The following is a 16,981-nucleotide window of genomic DNA, read 5'->3' as shown; positions in this document are numbered from 1 at the left end:
ATAGAAAAACAAAGAAAGTGCGAAAAACATATTGCACGCAATATATAAGCGTGCTAATATAAAAATACAAAAAGATGAATCAAAAAACACGCAATGAACGCGAATAAAAAGTGGAGGTAGGAAATGGAATATATCAAATTCGATGAAAGCAGAAAATACGATCTCATATTACTGGGCAGAGTAGCGATCGACTTCAATCCTGCATACAACGATCAGGTAAAAGAAGAGTTTAAACCGCTGAAAAAGGTACATACCTTTGAAAAATTTGTAGGCGGCTCCCCTGCCAACATTGCTGTAGGTGTGACACATCATGGAATGAAAGCCGGATTTATCGGCAAAGTATCCGACGATCAGTTTGGCGATTTTGTGACAGAATATTTCCAGGAACAGGGCATTGATACTTCTCACATCACCAGATGCACAAACGGAGAAAAGCTGGGCCTTACATTTACAGAAATGCTTTCTCCGAAGGAGAGCAGCATCCTGATGTACAGAAATAAGATTGCGGATCTTCAGCTTCATGTAGATGATATTGATGAAGATTACATCAGAGAGGCAAAATCAATTCTGATCTCCGGCACGGCACTTGCAGAAAGTCCTTCCCGTGAAGCGGCGCTGAAGGCAGTGATGCTTGCAAAGAAAAATGACACCAGAATTATTTTTGATATTGATTATCGGGAATACAACTGGAAAAACACAGATGAGATCGCAATTTATTATTCAATGGTAGCAAAGGAAGCTGACATCATCATGGGTTCCAGAGAAGAATTTGACCTGACAGAAAAACTGATCAGACCAGGTATGACGGATGAAGAAAGCGCGGCTTACTGGCAGTCCTGCAGAGCAAAGATTGTTGTGATCAAGCATGGTATGAAAGGCTCAACTGCCTATACCTGCGACGGACAGAGCTTCAGCATTAAGCCATTCCCTGTAGAAGCCCGCAAAGGCTTTGGCGGAGGCGATGGTTATGGCTCAGGATTTTTATATGGACTCTATCAGGGCTGGGAGATCATTGACTGCCTGGAATTCGGATCCGCAGAGGCATCTATGATGGTAAGGAGCAACAATTGTTCCGATTCCCTTCCGGGACCGGAAGAAGTACATGCATTTATAAAAGAAGAAAAAGAGAAATTCGGCGAAATGATCGCCAGAGTATAGGAGGAACATATTATGACAAAGACCATCCGAATGACAGTAGCTCAGGCAATTGTAAAATTTCTTGATAATCAGTATGTAAAAATGGACGGAGAAGAAACGAAGTTTGTAGAAGGATTCTTCACCATTTTTGGACACGGGATTGCAGTAGGTCTTGGAGAGGCGCTGGATTCTGATCCGGGACAGCTGAGAGTACTGCAGGGAAGAAACGAGCAGGGAATGTGCCATACAGCAATTGCTTTTGCAAAACAGAGCAATCGTAAAAAAATCATTGCCTGTGCATCTTCTGTAGGTCCGGGAGCAGCCAATATGGTAACTGCCTGTGCAACAGCCACAGTAAATAATATCCCTCTTCTTGTATTTCCGGCAGATACATTTGCTTCCCGCCAGCCGGATCCTGTTCTTCAGCAGCTGGAACAGAGCAGCAGCCTGGCAGTCACAACAAATGATGCATTTAAGCCGGTATGCAAATATTGGGATCGTATCACAAGACCGGAGATGATCATGACAGCTCTTATCAATGCCATGAGGGTTCTGACAGATCCGGCGGAAACAGGAGCCTGCTGCATTGCTCTTTGTCAGGACGTAGAAGGTGAATCTTATGATTTCCCGGAATATTTCTTTAAGAAACGTATACACAGAATCACAAGACCGGCAGCTGTCCAGGAAGAACTGGAAGATATTGCAGAGGTTATTGCAGAGGCGAAAAAACCACTTGTGATCGTAGGCGGCGGAGTAAAATATTCTGAAGCAGGCGAAACCGTTGAAAATTTCTGCCATGAATTTCATATCCCGTTTGGTGAAACACAGGCAGGTAAGAGTGCATGTAAATCCAGCGATCCTTACTGTCTCGGCGGAATTGGTGTTACCGGTACTTATGCGTCAAATGTGATTGCAAGAGATGCAGATGTGGTAATCGCAATTGGATCCAGACTTTCTGATTTTACCACAAGCTCCAAATGGCTTTATAAAAACGAAAATGTACAATTTGTTACCATTAATAACTGCAGATATCATGCGTACAAGATGGATGCAGTAAAGGCTGTGGGAGATGCAAAAGCAACCGTAGAAGCACTGGCAGATATGCTTCGTGAAAAAGGCTACAGATCCGGATATACCACAGAGATCCAGGAGGCAAAGCAGATCTGGGACAAAGAAATGGAGCGCCTTGGAAGCATCCAGTACACAGGTGATGATTTTGAGCCTATGATCAAGGCAAGAGATCCAAGAACCATTCCGGAGTTTGTAAAGCTTACCGATGGAAAAATCACTCAGACAGCAGCCCTTGCAGCTCTTCGAAGAACTATTGATGAGGATGCAACTGTGATCACTGCCGGCGGATCCCTTCCAAGCTGTATGCAGAGAATGTGGACTACAGATAAGAGAGGCGGATACCATGCAGAATACGGTTATTCCTGTATGGGTTATGAAGTAGCCGCTACCCTTGGAGTAAAATTTGCAGAGCCTGATAATGAGGTTTATTGTGTGGTAGGTGATTCCAGCTTCCAGATGCTCCACAGTGAGATCATGACCATCATGCAGGAGCGCAAAAAAGTGAACATTCTGGTATTTGACAACTGTGGATTCGGATGTATCAATAACCTGGAAATGAATCATGGAATCGGAAGTATTGCCACAGAATTCCGTTATACAGACGGCAAAAAGCCATGCGGAGATCTGATTCCGGTAGATTATGCCAAGATCGGTGAAGGCTATGGATTAAAAACATATACCTGCAAAACCATCGGAGAACTGGAAGCGGCTCTTACAGATGCCAAAAAACAGACAAAAGCCTGCCTGTTTGACCTGAAGGTGATTCCGAAGACAATGACAGACGGATATGAGTCCTGGTGGAACGTAGGAATTGCAACAACTTCTGTGAAAGAATCCGTAAGAGAGGCCTGCGAAGGCGTTATGGAAGGCAGAAGAGCGGCGAGAGATTATTGATAGAAAGGGAGATGTCAGAATGGGCAAGGTTTTTGGATACCCGGAATTTGATGAAAAAGGAGAAATGATCCTGACAACCTATGATAATGATTACAGCGAAATGATGATGGATATTCGTGTTTATCGCATGGCAGCAGGAGAGAAGAGATTTTTCTATCGGGAAGGCGAGGAAACAGCGGTCCTTCTTCTTTCCGGAAAGATTACATATCAGTGGGACGATTCCGAAAAAACAGTAAGCAGAAAAGATGTCTTTACAGAGGGCCCCTGGTGCGTTCATGTATCCGGCTCTCATGAAATAAAGGTTACAGCTGAACAGGAATCAGAGATCCTGGTACAGTGCACAAAAAATGAAAACAGCTTTGACAGCCGGCTTTATGCACCGGAAGACGCGCCGTGGGGCTATTCCAGCGTAGGGAAATTCGGGAATGTTGCAAAACGCCGGGTAAATACGATTTTTGATCATGATATTTCACCGAAATCCAATATGGTACTTGGAGAAGTGTTAAATGACCGTGGAAACTGGTCTGGCTATCTTCCTCACAGACATCCCCAGCCGGAAACCTATCTGTTTAAATTTGACAGACCGGAGGGCTTCGGGGCAAGCTTTGTAGGAGATCAGGTTTTTAAAAGTGTAAACAACAGTTTTTCTGCGATTCCGGGAGGAGAACTGCATCCTCAGGCGGTAGCGCCGGGATTTCAGATGTATACATGCTGGATGATCCGTCATATTGATGGAAATCCATGGCTTCAGACAGACCGTTGTGAAGACGAACGTTACACATGGCTTCATGACGCACAGTTTTAAGGAGGAAAAAATTATGGCAAGAGAATTTATTGTACCGGGACAGATCATCACAGGCGCAGGAGCCTTGGATATGGCAGAGGCTTCCATGAAACAGCTTGGAAAAAAGGCAATGATCGTAACTGATAATGTAATGATCGATCTTGGCAACTGTGCAAAGGTTGAAGCTGCTCTGAAAAATCAGGGAATTGAATATGTGATCTATTCCGGGATCACAGGAGAACCTACAGACAAAATGATTGAAGCCGGTCTGAAAATATATAAAGAAGAAGCGTGTGATTTTCTGGTAGCTCTTGGAGGCGGAAGTCCTATCGATTCCATGAAAGCAATAGGATCTCTTGTAGCAGACGGAGAAAGCATCTGCGATTACATGGGTAAAGTCATTGATGTGGAAATGCCTCCTATGGTTGCTATTCCTACTACCGCAGGAACCGGATCCGAGGCAACACAGTTTACGATCATCACAGATACCGTAAACAATATCAAGATGCTGTTAAAGGGAAAGGTCCTGATGCCTGCACTGGCAGTAATCGATCCGCAGTTTACTATGACTGCGCCTCCGAAGATCACAGCTGCTACCGGACTGGATGCACTCTGTCATGCAGTGGAAGCATATACATCCAGAAAATCACAGACACTTTCCGATACTTTTGCTCTGTCAGCGGTAAAACGTATTTTTAAATATCTTCCGATTGCATTTCATGATGGAAAAAATGAAGAGGCAAGAGTGGAAATGTCTGTTGCAGCTCTTGAAGCAGGAATTGCTTTTAACAACGCTTCCGTAACCTTGATCCATGGAATGAGCCGTCCCATCGGAGCTCTCTTTCATGTAGCACATGGACTTTCCAATGCCATGCTGATGAAGGTATGTCTTGGCTTCGCTCTGGAAGGGGCATATGATCGTTTCGGAGAGCTGGGAAGAGCCATCGGAGCTGCTGACGCGGAGGATTCCGACAAAACAGCTGCTGAAAAATTCCTTCAGGCAGTGGCAGATCTTACAAAAGAGCTGGAGACCCCAACTCTGGAAGAATACGGGATCCAGAAAGAAGAATTCTTTCACGTGATCGACAAAATGGCACATGACGCAATGGAAAGCGGAAGCCCCCAGAATACGATCCGCGATATCACAGAGGATGATGTAAAGGAAATGTACAGAAATCTCTGGTAATAAAAAGGAGAACACATATGAAAACAGCAGGGACACAGAAAAGACAGCGGTTTTTGATGATGCTCACAGGTGCCTTTGCGATATTTTTTACTGGATTTCCCCATGTCTGGTCCATCTACCAGCCTTATGTAACAGAAGGCACCGGATGGACCCAGAGCCAGGGGGCTATGTGCTTTTATCTGGCGCTGAGCGCTTTTGTTTTTGGAAATATCCTGGGAGGCCGTATGCAGAACCACTTCGGTCCAAGAAAGGTTCTGTTCCTGGGCGGCGGACTGCTTTCTGCCGGAATCCTGATGTCAGCATTTTCTCTGGTTTCTTCTCCGCTTCCTATGTATCTGACTTATGGTGTGATGCAGGGGCTTGGACAGGGAATGATGTATACGGTGATACTGGCGGCTGCCCAGCAGTGGTTCCCTGACAGAACAGGCTTTGCATCCGGGATTGTGGTCACTGCCAACGGATTATGTGGGCTTTTTATGGCTCCGTTTAGCCGGCAGCTTCTGGAAAAAGAAGGACCAAAAGTCACACTTCTTACTGTAGGAATCTTTATGGTTGCAGCCTGGATTCTGAGCAGTCTGTTTTTTGCATCTCCTGAAGAAAACAGAGAGACTGCAAAGACGGGTATGGGGGAAGCACAAAGCAGATGCAGACAGTATACCTCCGGGGAAATGCTTCGTACGAAACAGTTTTATTTTCTTCTGGCGACCATGTTGTTTGGACTGATCTCATATTTTATGATCTCCCCGATTTCACAGAGCTACCAGCTTGAATTGGGCATACCTGCAGCGGCAGCTGTCAGTTCCGTTATGATCGGATCAGTGGTAAATGCCCTGACCAGACTGGTGCTGCCTTCTCTTGCAGATAAAGTTGGAAGGATTGTATGTATCAAAGGGGTTCTGGTCATTGCAGCAGCAGCCATGATACTGTTATGTTTTTCGGATTCCTACGGAGCCACTGTGGCTGTGATCCTGATCTATGGCTGCTATGGCGGGATTATGGGAAGCTTTCCTTCTCTTACAAGTTCGGTATTTGGTATCCGGCATGCAGGTGAAAATTATGGGTTTGTCATGCTGGGGATCGTGATCGCTACGTTTGGGACTCCGGTTCTTACCAGGATGATCAATGTTGGGGAAAATGGAATGAGATATGTTTTTGCAGCAGGGGCAGTCTTTGCGGCAGCCGCCTTTGTTTTTATTGAAATGCTGCGGATAACGTTGAATAAGTCAGACAGGAGTGATGATTATGGCATTGGTAACAATGAAAAAGCTGCTTCAGCAGGCAAAAAATGAAGGCAGAGGCGTTGGAGCTTTCAGCGTGGGAAATATGGAAATGGTGAAAGGAGCCATTCAGGCTGCAGAGGAACTGGAAACACCGATCATCCTTCAGATTGCAGAAGTCCGGCTGAAACATTCCCCGCTTGCGCTTATGGGACCTATGATGGTTCAGGCGGCAAAAGAAGCAAAGGTGGATGTTGCAGTACATCTGGATCACGGACTGACCGTGGAAACAGTAAAGAAAGCTCTGGAGCTTGGTTTTACGTCGGTTATGTATGACAGCTCCTCTTTTCCGTTTGAAGAAAATATCAAAAGGACCAGAGAGGTGGCTGAAATTGCCGCAGAGTATGGAGCGACTGTTGAGGCAGAGCTGGGCCTGGTTGGAGGAAGCGAGGACGGAAGTTCTGATCATGGCATCCGCTGCACCGATCCTGAGGATGCGAAAATATTCTGCGAAAAAACAGGAATCGATGCACTTGCCGTAGCAATCGGAAATGCCCATGGAAACTATCCTACAGCCCCCATGCTTGCATTTGATGTTCTGGAAAAAATAAGCAGAAACACAAATCTTCCTCTGGTGCTTCACGGTGGAAGCGGAATTACAGATGAGGATTTCCAGAAAGCCATTTCTTTTGGCATCATCAAGGTAAATATTGCCACAGCAAGCTTCAACAGATTGGTCAAAAGAGCAGAAGAGTATCTGCAGACACCGGAAAAACATAATTATTTTTCACTTAATGAAGCTATGGTGCAGGGAACCTATGAAAACGTCCTTCACCATATCAAGGTGTTTAACGGAGTACAGCCTGTTTAAGCAGACAAAGAAATCCTTCCAGATCTGTATAGGAAGCGATCACAGGGAAATCAAACGTTCCTTTCGGTTCTTTTTCCTGGCTGTACCAGATGCCCGTCATTCCATGATTCAGGGCACCTTTTACATCTTTTTTCTGGTTATCGCCCACAAAAGCACATTCTTCCGGAAGGCATCCTGCTTTTTCCAGACAGATGTCAAAAAAATGAGGATGGGGTTTTTCCACGCCGGCCTCCTGGCTGGTAACGATAAAATCAATATAAGGGGCAAGTCCCAGTTTCAGAAGTTTTTTATACTGAATAGAGGCCGTCATATCCGTTCCAATACCGATACGGATATGACGGTTTTTTAATTCTGTCAGCAGAGACAGGATTCCGGGAGAAGGTTCTGCATGGTCGATCAGTGTATCCCAGTAGGCATGATACATATTTTCTACATGAGGAAACAGCGGCTGCTTCAGAAGCTCTGTCATACACTGAAAGCGCAGCATCCGGCTGTGGATGGCGGCAGTGTCGGTTCCGATCCGCCGGTTGGTGATATCCATAGCCTGATGGTAACAGGCAAGGACCTCTTTTTCATTTAGATCAAATTCAGACTGGCAGTAATCAGTCAGCGCTTTCATCCCCAGAATATGGTTTTTATCATAGTCATAAAGTGTATTATCAATATCAAAGATGACTGTTTTTATCATAGTGACTCCTCTTTTATTTATGGCAGATGCTGCACCCTAATTTCTTTCCGGATGGTGTAGCGGCACAGCCTCCCAGGGCAGTTTCCCGAAGTCCGGGCGGGATCTGTTTTCCTACCTGATACATGGTAAGAAGCATTTCATCAAAAGGAATCAGCTGTTTTACTCCGCTTAATGCCAGTTCGGCTCCGGTCAGCGCAACTGCCACACCGGCGGCATTCCGTCCCTGGCAGGGACATTCTACAAGTCCGCCGATAGGGTCGCATACCAGTCCAAGGAAATTCATCAGAACAGAAACAGCAGCGTGGAGACATTGCTCCGGAGTTCCGCCCATAAGCTCAACAGCGGCAGATGCAGCCATAGCAGAAGCAACACCAACCTCTGCCTGACAGCCTCCCACAGCGCCTGCTACCGTAGCGTTGCGCATAGCAAGATATCCGATAGCGCCTGCATTAAAAAGAGCATCAATGACTGCAGAATCACTTAAATGATATTCCTCCTGAAGTGCCAGCAGAAGACCGGGCAGGACACCGGAGGAGCCTGCTGTAGGCGCTGCGACGATCAGTCCCATAGTGGTATTGGTTTCCAGAACAGCCATGGAGTAGGCAATGGCTTTTGAAAGAACCGGGCCGCAGATGGAATTTCCGTTAAGACGATGACGATTGATCTGCTGCGCCTCTCCTCCGATCAGTCCTCCGATGGATTTTTTGGGAGAATTGATGGGAGCGGCCACAGACTCACGCATGATCTTCAGGGAATGATCCATCTGGGCTGTAATAGCCTCTTCTGTGGTTTCTGAAAGGATGCACTCTCTTTTTTTCATAATGGATGAGATGGTGCAGTTTTCTTTTTTGCAAAGCTCAAGGAGCTCCTGTGCATTCTTAAAATCCATGTGTTAACTTCTCCTTTGAATTGGTATAAAGATTACATCCTGAACATTAGGATTCCGGAGAATCTGTGATTCTGCATCCTCCGGCAGGGTACCGTCAAATTCTATGATGCTGTAGGCAATATCTCCCTTTGTTTCCCGAAAGAGCTTCATAAAAGCTATATTGACGTTTTTTTCGCTGAGACAGCCTGTAATATGGGCAAGAACTCCCGGACGGTCATAATGGACGATGATCAGAGTGCTGTATTCGCCGGAAAAATCCACATCAATGTGGTTGATCCTGCTGATCCTCATTTTGCCGCCGCCAAGAGATTCTCCGCGCACGGTATAAGAACGGCCGCCGGAACAGGTGATATGGATATCAACTGTATTAGGATGAATATCCGGATCCGGATCGGCCTCGATATATTTGTAGGAAATGCCGCGTTCCTTTGCAATAGAAAAGGCATTGGGGATCCGTCTGTCATCGGTAGAAAAACCCATGACCCCGCCGAGAAGGGCAAGATCCGTCCCGTGTCCCTTATAAGTCTGGGCAAAAGAATTATATAATGTAAATTCCACATCTGTAATGGGGCTGTCAGCCATCTGCTGGGCCAGAAGAGCTATGGAGCAGGCTCCGGCTGTATGAGAACTGGAAGGACCGATCATTTCCGGTCCAAGCACATTAAAAACACTGATAAATGCCATAAAATTTTCCTTTCTGAGTCAGTCGTTTTAATACAACTGCTGTATTTATCAGTATACCATATCAGAACAGAAAATAAAATATTAAGCATTGGCCTTATGAATTTATACATGCTATAATAGTATAGTTTACATAGAAGATTCTATGAACAGATCATTGCTTTAAGAAAGGAGTACCTGATAAAATGAAAGATGATACCAAAGAAACCGGGCTGCGTCTTTTAAACAAGGGCAGGCAGGGAATCCTCAGGGTGGTATTCAGCCGTTCCGGCCTGATCCTTGTCCTTCTTGCTGTACAGGTTCTGTTCCTGTTCAGTATTTTTCACTGGTTTGAAGAGTTTTTGCCGCATATTTATGGAGGAGTTGTGATCTTCACTGTATTTATGGTACTGTACCTTTTAAACAGTTCCATGGATCCCACAGCCAAGATTACCTGGCTGGTGGTGGTTATGCTTCTTCCGGTGTTTGGCGCGCTGCTGTTTCTTTATACACAGGAGAATGTAGGCCACCGGGCGCTGAAAAATCATTATGCTCAGCTGAATAAAGCAACGGAGAAGTCCCTTCCACAGAATCCGGAAACAGAAAAAGCGCTGAAAAAGGCAGATCCCGGGGCGGCAGCCCTTTGCCGTTATGTGAGCCGCAGCGGATGTTATCCGGTATACGATCATACTTCTGTCACCTATTTTCCTCTGGGAGAGGATAAATTCCGTGAAATGCTGATCCAGCTGGAAAAAGCAGAGCATTTTATTTTCCTGGAGTATTTTATTGTAAATGAAGGAGAAATGTGGGGCAAGATCCTGGAGATCCTGGCGCGAAAGGTAAAAGAGGGCGTAGATGTGAGAATGCTCTATGACGGCACCTGCGAGCTGTCCACACTGCCTCATGATTACCCGAAGAGACTTCAGAAGCTGGGGATCAAATGTAAAATGTTTGCCCCTATCAAGCCTTTTGTATCTACCCATTACAATTACCGGGATCATCGTAAGATTCTGGTTATCGATGGAAAGACTGCTTTTAATGGAGGCATCAACCTGGCGGACGAGTATATTAATACCTATGTAAAATACGGCCACTGGAAGGATACTGCAGTAATGATACAGGGAGAGGCAGTCAGCAGCTTTACCCGGATGTTTCTGCATATGTGGTATCTGGATGAAAAGGAAACAGATTTCGACAGATTTTTGAACGTGTCTGTGACGCCCCAGGCTGAAAACGGCTTTGTCATGCCTTACGGTGACTGTCCTCTGGATAAAGATAAGGTGGGAGAACAGGTTTATATTGATATGCTGAACCGGGCCCAGAATTATATATATATTATGACACCATATCTGATCCTGGACGGAGAGCTGGAAAATGCACTGAAATTTGCAGCTGAACGAGGGGTTGACGTAAGGATCATTCTTCCTGGTATTCCGGATAAGTACATTCCATTTGCGCTTGCGCTGACACACTATAAATCTTTATTGGAATCCGGCGTCAAAATATATGAATACACGCCTGGTTTTGTCCATGCAAAAGTATTTGTCTGTGATGACCGTGAAGCAGTGGTAGGTACGATCAATCTGGATTACCGAAGTCTGTACCATCATTTTGAGTGTGCTACCTATATGTGGGGAACGGACTGTATTCTTCAGATTAAAGAGGATTTTGCACTTACCCAGGAAAAATGCCGGGAGATCACCGTGGATATGATCCGGTCAGAACCTCTGAAACGCCGGGTGCTTGGCTTTATTGCAAAAGCTGCCGCACCGCTGCTGTAGCCGGTACCCGAGACAGGAGACTTGTATCTGGTGCAGGAATACATTGAAATATTTGAAAACGATATTCAGAACTGTGATCGTCAGAAAAACAGATTATCTAAAAAAACAGGAAACGAGGGGGCTTTATGAAAAACAAGTTCACGCCGGTTTTGAGAACTGCAGCGTTTCTGCTCATGGCAGGAATGCTTGCATTATCAGTAAATCCGGTTTGTGCAGGAAAGAAACAAACATCAGAAAAAGAAGAGACTGACCGGTCTGAATCCCCGGGAGTGAAAATGAATATGGAAGATGGGGAATACTCTATTCAGGTAGATCTGGAAGGCGGAAGCGGTAAGGCAGGTGTGGTTTCTCCTACTGTCCTGATCGTACGTGACGGCAGAGCGTTTACCAGACTTCAGTGGAGCAGTTCCAACTATGACTATATGATCGTAGATGGAGAAAAATATCTTCCTGTTAATGAAGAAGGGATGAATTCCATATTTGAAATCCCGATTCTGGCCATGGACGAGCCAGTAGAAGTGATCGCAGATACCACAGCCATGGGAACACCTCATGAAGTAGAATATACACTGCTGTTTTATGCGGATTCTATTGGTTCCAAAGGGCAGCTTCCTCAGGAGGCGGCCAAAAGGGTAGTGGGCGTTGCTCTGGTGATTATTGTGGGCGGCGGGATCCTGAATTATTTTGTGAACAAACGAAACCGCTGTTGAAATAACCAGCATTTTCTGTAAACATTAAATTTTTATAAAGTCATTGCATTTTAAAATAAAAAGGTGCATAATAACAGCAATGAAAAAAAGGATGTAAGGGAGTAGCTGACACCATAATGGCGTAACAGAATCAACATCATGGCCGTGGGTCTGGTTTTGTTTGAAACAGCGAGACTTATCTATGGGAGTAGTCCCTGGATAAGTCTCTTTTTTGTTTATTAGGAAAGTAGTATATTAACTTTCTTGGTGAATAGTATCAGATATCGGCAGCAGCCTATGAAATCTTCTGAATATGGGTATGATTTATAACAGAAGAGTCAGTGGAAAGGAGTGACAGGGAAACATCCCATTCATAAAGACATTGGAAATTTTTCTGGAGTCTGTCATCAAAATAAAAACCGTGCGGGACTTAAGGTCCGACTGCACAGAAACGGAGGCAATATGAAAGAATATTTGTCAAGTTTAGAAGAGGTTCTGAAAGAGCAAAATTCCTCTCAGGAAGGACTTTCCACAGGAGAAGCCCAGGAGCGGCTTTCCAAATATGGAAAAAACGAATTGGAAAAGGGCAAGAAAACTTCATTACTCCAGCGTTTTCTGAAGGAACTGGCAGATCCTATGATCATTATTCTGATCGTAGCTGCCATTATATCTGGAATCACTGCTTTTTATGAAGGCGAATCTTTTGCAGATGTAATTATTATCCTTTCCGTAGTAGTGATCAACGCAGTTCTGGGCGTTGTTCAGGAAAGCAAAGCGGAAGCGGCCATTGAAGCTTTGCAGGAGATCGCAGCTGCAACCAGCAAGGTTCTTCGTGACGGAAAAGTAACCGTTCTGAAAAGTGACGAGCTGGTTCCGGGTGATGTTGTACTTCTGGAAGCCGGAGATGCAGTTCCGGCAGACGGACGTATCATAGAATCTGCCAGCATGAAGATCGAAGAGGCCGCTCTTACCGGAGAATCAGTTCCGGCAAACAAGATCGCAGGTCTACTGAAACTGGATTCCGGCGAGAAGGATGTCTCTCTGGGCGACCGTAAAAATATGGCGTACATGGGATCCACCGTTGTTTACGGACGTGGAAAGATGGTCATCACCGGAACCGGAATGAAAACTGAGATGGGTAAGATCGCAGAAGCCCTTTCTATGGCACAGGATGAGGCGACACCTCTCCAGATCAAGCTGAACCAGCTGAGCAAGATCCTTACCGTTCTTGTTATCGGCATCTGTATTGTGATCTTTGCAGTAGGACTTTTCCGCGCAGGAATCAGCAGTGATACGATCCTCAGTACCTTTATGGTTGCAGTTTCCCTTGCAGTTGCAGCTATTCCGGAAGGTCTGGCAGCAGTTGTCACCATTGTTCTTTCCATCGGCGTTACAAATATGTCCAAACGAAATGCCATTATCCGTAAACTGACTGCAGTAGAAACACTTGGATGTACACAGATCATCTGCTCTGACAAAACAGGGACACTGACCCAGAATAAGATGACAGTAGTCGAGCATGTATCAGATGATGAAAAAGCTCTGGAAACAGCAATGGCTCTCTGCTCCGATGCAGAGTATGATGCAGATGCAGGAGAGGCTGTAGGCGAACCGACGGAATGTGCCCTTGTTAATGATGCCGCCAAAAACGGTATGATCAAGACACAGCTGAAAGAGGAATATGTTCGTGTAGGAGAAGCGCCTTTTGATTCTCTTCGAAAGATGATGTCCACGGTTCACGAAACAAAGAATCATCAGATCATCCAGTTTACCAAGGGCGCTCCTGACGAAGTGCTGAAATGCTGTACCCACGCTATGGTAAACGGACAAAAAGTACCTATGACAGAAGAGGTGCGGACTGCTATCCTGAAGAGCAACAAGTCTATGGCTGACAGAGCCCTTCGTGTTCTCTGCGGCGCCTGCCGTCAGTGGGACAAGATGCCGGAAAGCACAGAACCGGAATTTCTGGAGCAGGATCTTACTTATCTTGGTCTTTCCGGTATGATCGACCCGGTACGTCCGGAAGTAAAAGCAGCTATCGTAGAGTGCCGTGAAGCCGGCATCCGTCCGATCATGATCACAGGTGACCATAAGGATACGGCAGTAGCTATCGGTATGGAGCTTGGCATTCTGACGGATCCGTCCCAGGCAATCACCGGAGCACAGTTAAATGAGATCAGTGATGAAGACTTCGAAAAGAAGGTAGAAGAGATTTCCGTTTATGCCCGTGTGCAGCCGGAGCACAAAGTCCGTATTGTTAATGCATGGAAGAAAAAAGGTATGATCACTGCCATGACAGGTGACGGCGTCAACGACGCTCCATCCATTAAGAGCGCTGACATCGGCGTAGGTATGGGTATTACCGGAACAGATGTTACCAAAAACGTTGCAGATATGGTTCTTGCAGATGACAACTTTGCCACCATTGTTTCCGCAGTAGAAGAAGGCCGCCGTATTTACGCAAATATCCGTAAAGCCATCCAGTTCCTTCTTGCTTCCAACCTGGCAGAGGTTCTGGCAATCTTCTTCTCTACCATGATCGGATTTACCATCCTGAAGCCGGTACACCTTCTCTGGATCAACCTGATTACAGACTGCTTCCCGGCTCTGGCTCTTGGACTTGAAAAGAGCGAATCCGATATCATGAAAAAGAAACCCCGTGATCCTAAGGAAGGAATCTTTGCCGGAGGAATGGGATTTGACGTAGCTTTCCAGGGCGTAGTAGTTACAATTCTGGTTATGATCTCCTATCTGGTAGGACACAGAATAGAATCCGGCGTGTGGGAATTTGTAAACAGCGCGGACGGAACCACAATGGCATTCCTTACACTTTCTATGGTGGAAATCTGCCATTCCCTGAATATGAGAAGCCGCCGCGGCTCCATCTTCAAACTGAACAGCCATAACGTGTTCCTTTATGGTGCAATGCTGGTATCTCTGATCCTGACAACTGTTGTTATCGAGGTTCCGTTCCTTGCAAAAGCATTCCAGTTTACACCCATCGACTTTACCGAATACATGATCGCTCTTGGACTTGCAGTTCTGATCATCCCGATCATGGAAATCGTAAAAGCTATCCAGCGTAAGCTTGGAAAATAAATCACAATAATAAAAGCTACAGGGCAGCCGGAGAGATTCCGGCTGTCTTTTTTTCTTGAAAAAACAGAAAAAATATGCTATGATACCACGGTGAAACTTTAGTAAGGAAATGCAAAAAGAGGAGAAAAATTATGTGTGGTATTGTAGGATTTACAGGAGAGCATCAGGCGGCGCCTATCCTTCTGGACGGGCTTTCCAGGCTGGAGTATCGCGGTTACGATTCCGCCGGACTTGCAGTCAGAGCCGGAGAAAAACAGCCGGAGGTTATCCGTGCCAAGGGACGCCTGAAGGCTCTTGCAGAAAAAACAGACAATGGAACAGCGGTTTCCGGTACCTGCGGAATCGGACATACACGCTGGGCTACCCATGGAGAGCCTTCGGAGACAAACGCTCATCCTCATATGAGTGATGATGGAAACGTGATCGCCGTTCATAATGGTATTATCGAAAACTATCAGGAATTAAAAGATAAGCTTCTTCGGAAAGGATATGTTTTTCATTCAGAGACGGATACCGAGGTTGCCGTTAAGCTTGTTGACTATTATTACAAAAAATATGAAGGAACACCGGTGGATGCCATTAACCATGCAATGGTCCGGATCCGCGGCTCCTATGCGCTGGCGATCCTCTTTCAGGAGTATCCGGAAGAAATTTATGTGGCCCGTAAAGACAGCCCTATGATTCTGGGAATTGCAGAGGGAGAATCCTATATTGCTTCAGATGTTCCGGCAATTTTGAAATATACAAGAAACGTATACTACATTGGAAATCTGGAAATGGCCCGTGTCAGAAAAGGAGAGATCACCTTCTATAATCTGGACGGCGAGGAAATCCGGAAAGAGATGAAAACGGTCGAATGGGATGCCGAGGCGGCAGAAAAAGCCGGATTCGAGCATTTTATGATGAAGGAGATCTATGAACAGCCAAAAGCAGTGGCAGATACACTGAATTCTGTGCTGAAAGATGGAAGAATCGACCTTTCTGAGGCTGGCCTTACCGAGGAGATCATCCGGGAAATTTCTCAGATATATATTATTGCCTGCGGTTCTGCCTATCATGTAGGAATGACAGCCCAGTATGTACTGGAGGATCTGACAGGGATTTCTGTAAGGGTGGAGCTTGCGTCGGAATTCCGGTACAGAAAGCCCATCATGGATCCCAGGGGACTTGCTGTGGTTATCAGCCAGTCCGGAGAGACAGCAGACAGCCTGGCGGCTCTTCGCGAGGCAAAGAAGCTGGGAGTACGCACTCTGGGAATTATAAATGTAGTAGGCTCTTCCATTGCCAGGGAGGCTGATCATGTATTTTATACCCTAGCAGGACCGGAAATCTCTGTAGCTACAACCAAGGCGTACAGTACACAGCTGATGGCTGTTTATGCACTGGCTCTTCAGCTTGCCATTGTCCGGGAAAAAATCACGGAAGAGCAGTATGAGAACTATATAACAGAGCTTCAGACCATACCGGAAAAAATCCAGAAGATCCTTGAGGATAAAGAAAGACTTCAGTGGTTTGCCTCCAAACAGGCAAACGCCAGGGACGTATTCTTTATCGGCAGAGGCATCGATTATGCCATCAGCATGGAGGGAAGCCTGAAGATGAAGGAGGTAAGCTACATTCACTCAGAGGCATATGCAGCAGGAGAACTGAAGCACGGAACCATTTCCCTGATAGAAGACGGTACTCTGGTGATCGGAGTTCTTACCCAGCCGGAGCTTTATGAAAAAACAGTCAGCAATATGGTGGAGTGCAAAAGCCGTGGGGCATATCTGATGGGACTTACCAGCTTCGGCAACTATAATATAGAAGAAACAGCTGATTTTACTGTCTATATTCCCAGAACAGATCCGCATTTTGCCACCTCCCTTGCAGTGATCCCTCTGCAGCTGATCGGATATTATGTCAGTGTGGCAAGAGGACTGGATGTAGATAAACCCCGTAATCTGGCCAAAAGTGTAACGGTGGAATGAACATATAGGGTGCTTTGTGATAATACAAATTATGTGAAAATACAA

General features: G+C 45.7%; 13 protein-coding genes. 10 read left to right on the top strand and 3 right to left on the bottom strand.

Features of this window, described 5'->3' with window-relative positions:
- The first annotated feature begins 123 nt into the window (after positions 1-123).
- The 6 genes from iolC to RDS42_RS05265 are packed head-to-tail and all read left to right on the top strand — an operon-like array spanning position 124 to position 7,160.
- Positions 124-1,158, top strand: a complete 1,035-nt coding sequence (gene iolC / locus RDS42_RS05290; protein ID WP_308782732.1) for a 5-dehydro-2-deoxygluconokinase — start codon at positions 124-126, stop codon at positions 1,156-1,158.
- A 12-nt stretch (positions 1,159-1,170) separates the two neighbouring features.
- On the top strand, positions 1,171-3,102 hold the full coding sequence (iolD, locus tag RDS42_RS05285; RefSeq protein ID WP_308782731.1) for a 3D-(3,5/4)-trihydroxycyclohexane-1,2-dione acylhydrolase (decyclizing): 1,932 nt from the start codon (positions 1,171-1,173) through the stop codon (positions 3,100-3,102).
- A gap of 19 nt (positions 3,103-3,121) precedes the next feature.
- Complete coding sequence (locus tag RDS42_RS05280; RefSeq protein ID WP_308782730.1) at positions 3,122-3,907, top strand: 5-deoxy-glucuronate isomerase; 786 nt, start codon at positions 3,122-3,124, stop codon at positions 3,905-3,907.
- Positions 3,908-3,920: 13 nt separating this feature from the next.
- Positions 3,921-5,072: an iron-containing alcohol dehydrogenase gene (locus RDS42_RS05275; protein ID WP_308782729.1), complete on the top strand. Its 1,152-nt coding sequence runs from the start codon at positions 3,921-3,923 to the stop codon at positions 5,070-5,072.
- Positions 5,073-5,089: 17 nt separating this feature from the next.
- Entirely contained in the window at positions 5,090-6,361 is a 1,272-nt protein-coding gene (locus RDS42_RS05270; RefSeq protein WP_308782728.1) for an MFS transporter, read from the top strand.
- Positions 6,315-7,160 carry a class II fructose-bisphosphate aldolase gene (locus RDS42_RS05265; protein WP_308782727.1) on the top strand — a complete coding sequence of 282 codons (846 nt, stop codon included), beginning with the start codon at positions 6,315-6,317 and terminating at the stop codon, positions 7,158-7,160. Before RDS42_RS05270 ends, RDS42_RS05265 begins: the two co-directional genes overlap by 47 nt.
- On the opposite strand, the gene RDS42_RS05260 is transcribed toward RDS42_RS05265, so the two are convergent.
- The 3 genes from RDS42_RS05260 to sdaAB are packed head-to-tail and all read right to left on the bottom strand — an operon-like array spanning position 7,138 to position 9,421.
- Complete coding sequence (locus tag RDS42_RS05260; protein ID WP_308782726.1) at positions 7,138-7,848, bottom strand: HAD family hydrolase; 711 nt, start codon at positions 7,846-7,848, stop codon at positions 7,138-7,140. The genes RDS42_RS05265 and RDS42_RS05260 overlap by 23 nt on opposite strands.
- A 13-nt stretch (positions 7,849-7,861) precedes the next feature.
- Positions 7,862-8,737 carry an L-serine ammonia-lyase, iron-sulfur-dependent, subunit alpha gene (gene sdaAA, locus RDS42_RS05255; RefSeq protein WP_308782725.1) on the bottom strand — a complete coding sequence of 292 codons (876 nt, stop codon included), beginning with the start codon at positions 8,735-8,737 and terminating at the stop codon, positions 7,862-7,864.
- Between the two features lie 3 nt (positions 8,738-8,740).
- The gene (gene sdaAB / locus RDS42_RS05250; RefSeq protein WP_308782724.1) at positions 8,741-9,421 is read right to left on the bottom strand and encodes an L-serine ammonia-lyase, iron-sulfur-dependent subunit beta; all 681 of its coding nucleotides are present in this window, start codon (positions 9,419-9,421) and stop codon (positions 8,741-8,743) included.
- A gap of 182 nt (positions 9,422-9,603) precedes the next feature.
- Here sdaAB and cls point away from each other — a divergent pair, with 182 nt between their 5' ends.
- From cls to glmS, 4 genes are all read left to right on the top strand, one after another.
- Complete coding sequence (gene cls / locus RDS42_RS05245; protein WP_308782723.1) at positions 9,604-11,178, top strand: cardiolipin synthase; 1,575 nt, start codon at positions 9,604-9,606, stop codon at positions 11,176-11,178.
- Positions 11,179-11,303: 125 nt separating this feature from the next.
- Complete coding sequence (locus RDS42_RS05240; protein ID WP_331602741.1) at positions 11,304-11,888, top strand: hypothetical protein; 585 nt, start codon at positions 11,304-11,306, stop codon at positions 11,886-11,888.
- 441 nt (positions 11,889-12,329) lie between these two features.
- The gene (locus RDS42_RS05235) at positions 12,330-14,966 is read left to right on the top strand and encodes a cation-translocating P-type ATPase (protein ID WP_308782722.1); all 2,637 of its coding nucleotides are present in this window, start codon (positions 12,330-12,332) and stop codon (positions 14,964-14,966) included.
- A 131-nt stretch (positions 14,967-15,097) separates the two neighbouring features.
- The gene (gene glmS, locus RDS42_RS05230; RefSeq protein WP_308782721.1) at positions 15,098-16,936 is read left to right on the top strand and encodes a glutamine--fructose-6-phosphate transaminase (isomerizing); all 1,839 of its coding nucleotides are present in this window, start codon (positions 15,098-15,100) and stop codon (positions 16,934-16,936) included.
- The last annotated feature ends 45 nt before the right edge of the window (positions 16,937-16,981 follow it).

Origin of the sequence: uncultured Blautia sp. (genome assembly GCF_902497045.1) — a bacterium.
In the GTDB taxonomy this organism is placed as follows: Bacteria; Bacillota; Clostridia; order Lachnospirales; family Lachnospiraceae; genus Blautia_A.
The sequence above is the reverse complement of the archived record's forward strand: the minus strand, read 5'-3'. Positions and strand labels throughout refer to the sequence as shown.

What these genes read in the sequence shown, in the direction of transcription:
- RDS42_RS05265 (WP_308782727.1), top strand. Translation starts at nt 6,315, where the DNA reads ATGGCATTGGTAACAATGAAAAAGCTGCTTCAGCAGGCAAAAAATGAA.
- RDS42_RS05280 (WP_308782730.1), top strand. Translation starts at nt 3,122, where the DNA reads ATGGGCAAGGTTTTTGGATACCCGGAATTTGATGAAAAAGGAGAAATG.
- cls (WP_308782723.1), top strand. Translation starts at nt 9,604, where the DNA reads ATGAAAGATGATACCAAAGAAACCGGGCTGCGTCTTTTAAACAAGGGC.
- iolD (WP_308782731.1), top strand. Translation starts at nt 1,171, where the DNA reads ATGACAAAGACCATCCGAATGACAGTAGCTCAGGCAATTGTAAAATTT.
- RDS42_RS05235 (WP_308782722.1), top strand. Translation starts at nt 12,330, where the DNA reads ATGAAAGAATATTTGTCAAGTTTAGAAGAGGTTCTGAAAGAGCAAAAT.
- RDS42_RS05270 (WP_308782728.1), top strand. Translation starts at nt 5,090, where the DNA reads ATGAAAACAGCAGGGACACAGAAAAGACAGCGGTTTTTGATGATGCTC.
- iolC (WP_308782732.1), top strand. Translation starts at nt 124, where the DNA reads ATGGAATATATCAAATTCGATGAAAGCAGAAAATACGATCTCATATTA.
- sdaAA (WP_308782725.1), bottom strand. Translation starts at nt 8,737, where the DNA reads ATGGATTTTAAGAATGCACAGGAGCTCCTTGAGCTTTGCAAAAAAGAA.
- RDS42_RS05260 (WP_308782726.1), bottom strand. Translation starts at nt 7,848, where the DNA reads ATGATAAAAACAGTCATCTTTGATATTGATAATACACTTTATGACTAT.
- glmS (WP_308782721.1), top strand. Translation starts at nt 15,098, where the DNA reads ATGTGTGGTATTGTAGGATTTACAGGAGAGCATCAGGCGGCGCCTATC.
- RDS42_RS05240 (WP_331602741.1), top strand. Translation starts at nt 11,304, where the DNA reads ATGAAAAACAAGTTCACGCCGGTTTTGAGAACTGCAGCGTTTCTGCTC.
- RDS42_RS05275 (WP_308782729.1), top strand. Translation starts at nt 3,921, where the DNA reads ATGGCAAGAGAATTTATTGTACCGGGACAGATCATCACAGGCGCAGGA.
- sdaAB (WP_308782724.1), bottom strand. Translation starts at nt 9,421, where the DNA reads ATGGCATTTATCAGTGTTTTTAATGTGCTTGGACCGGAAATGATCGGT.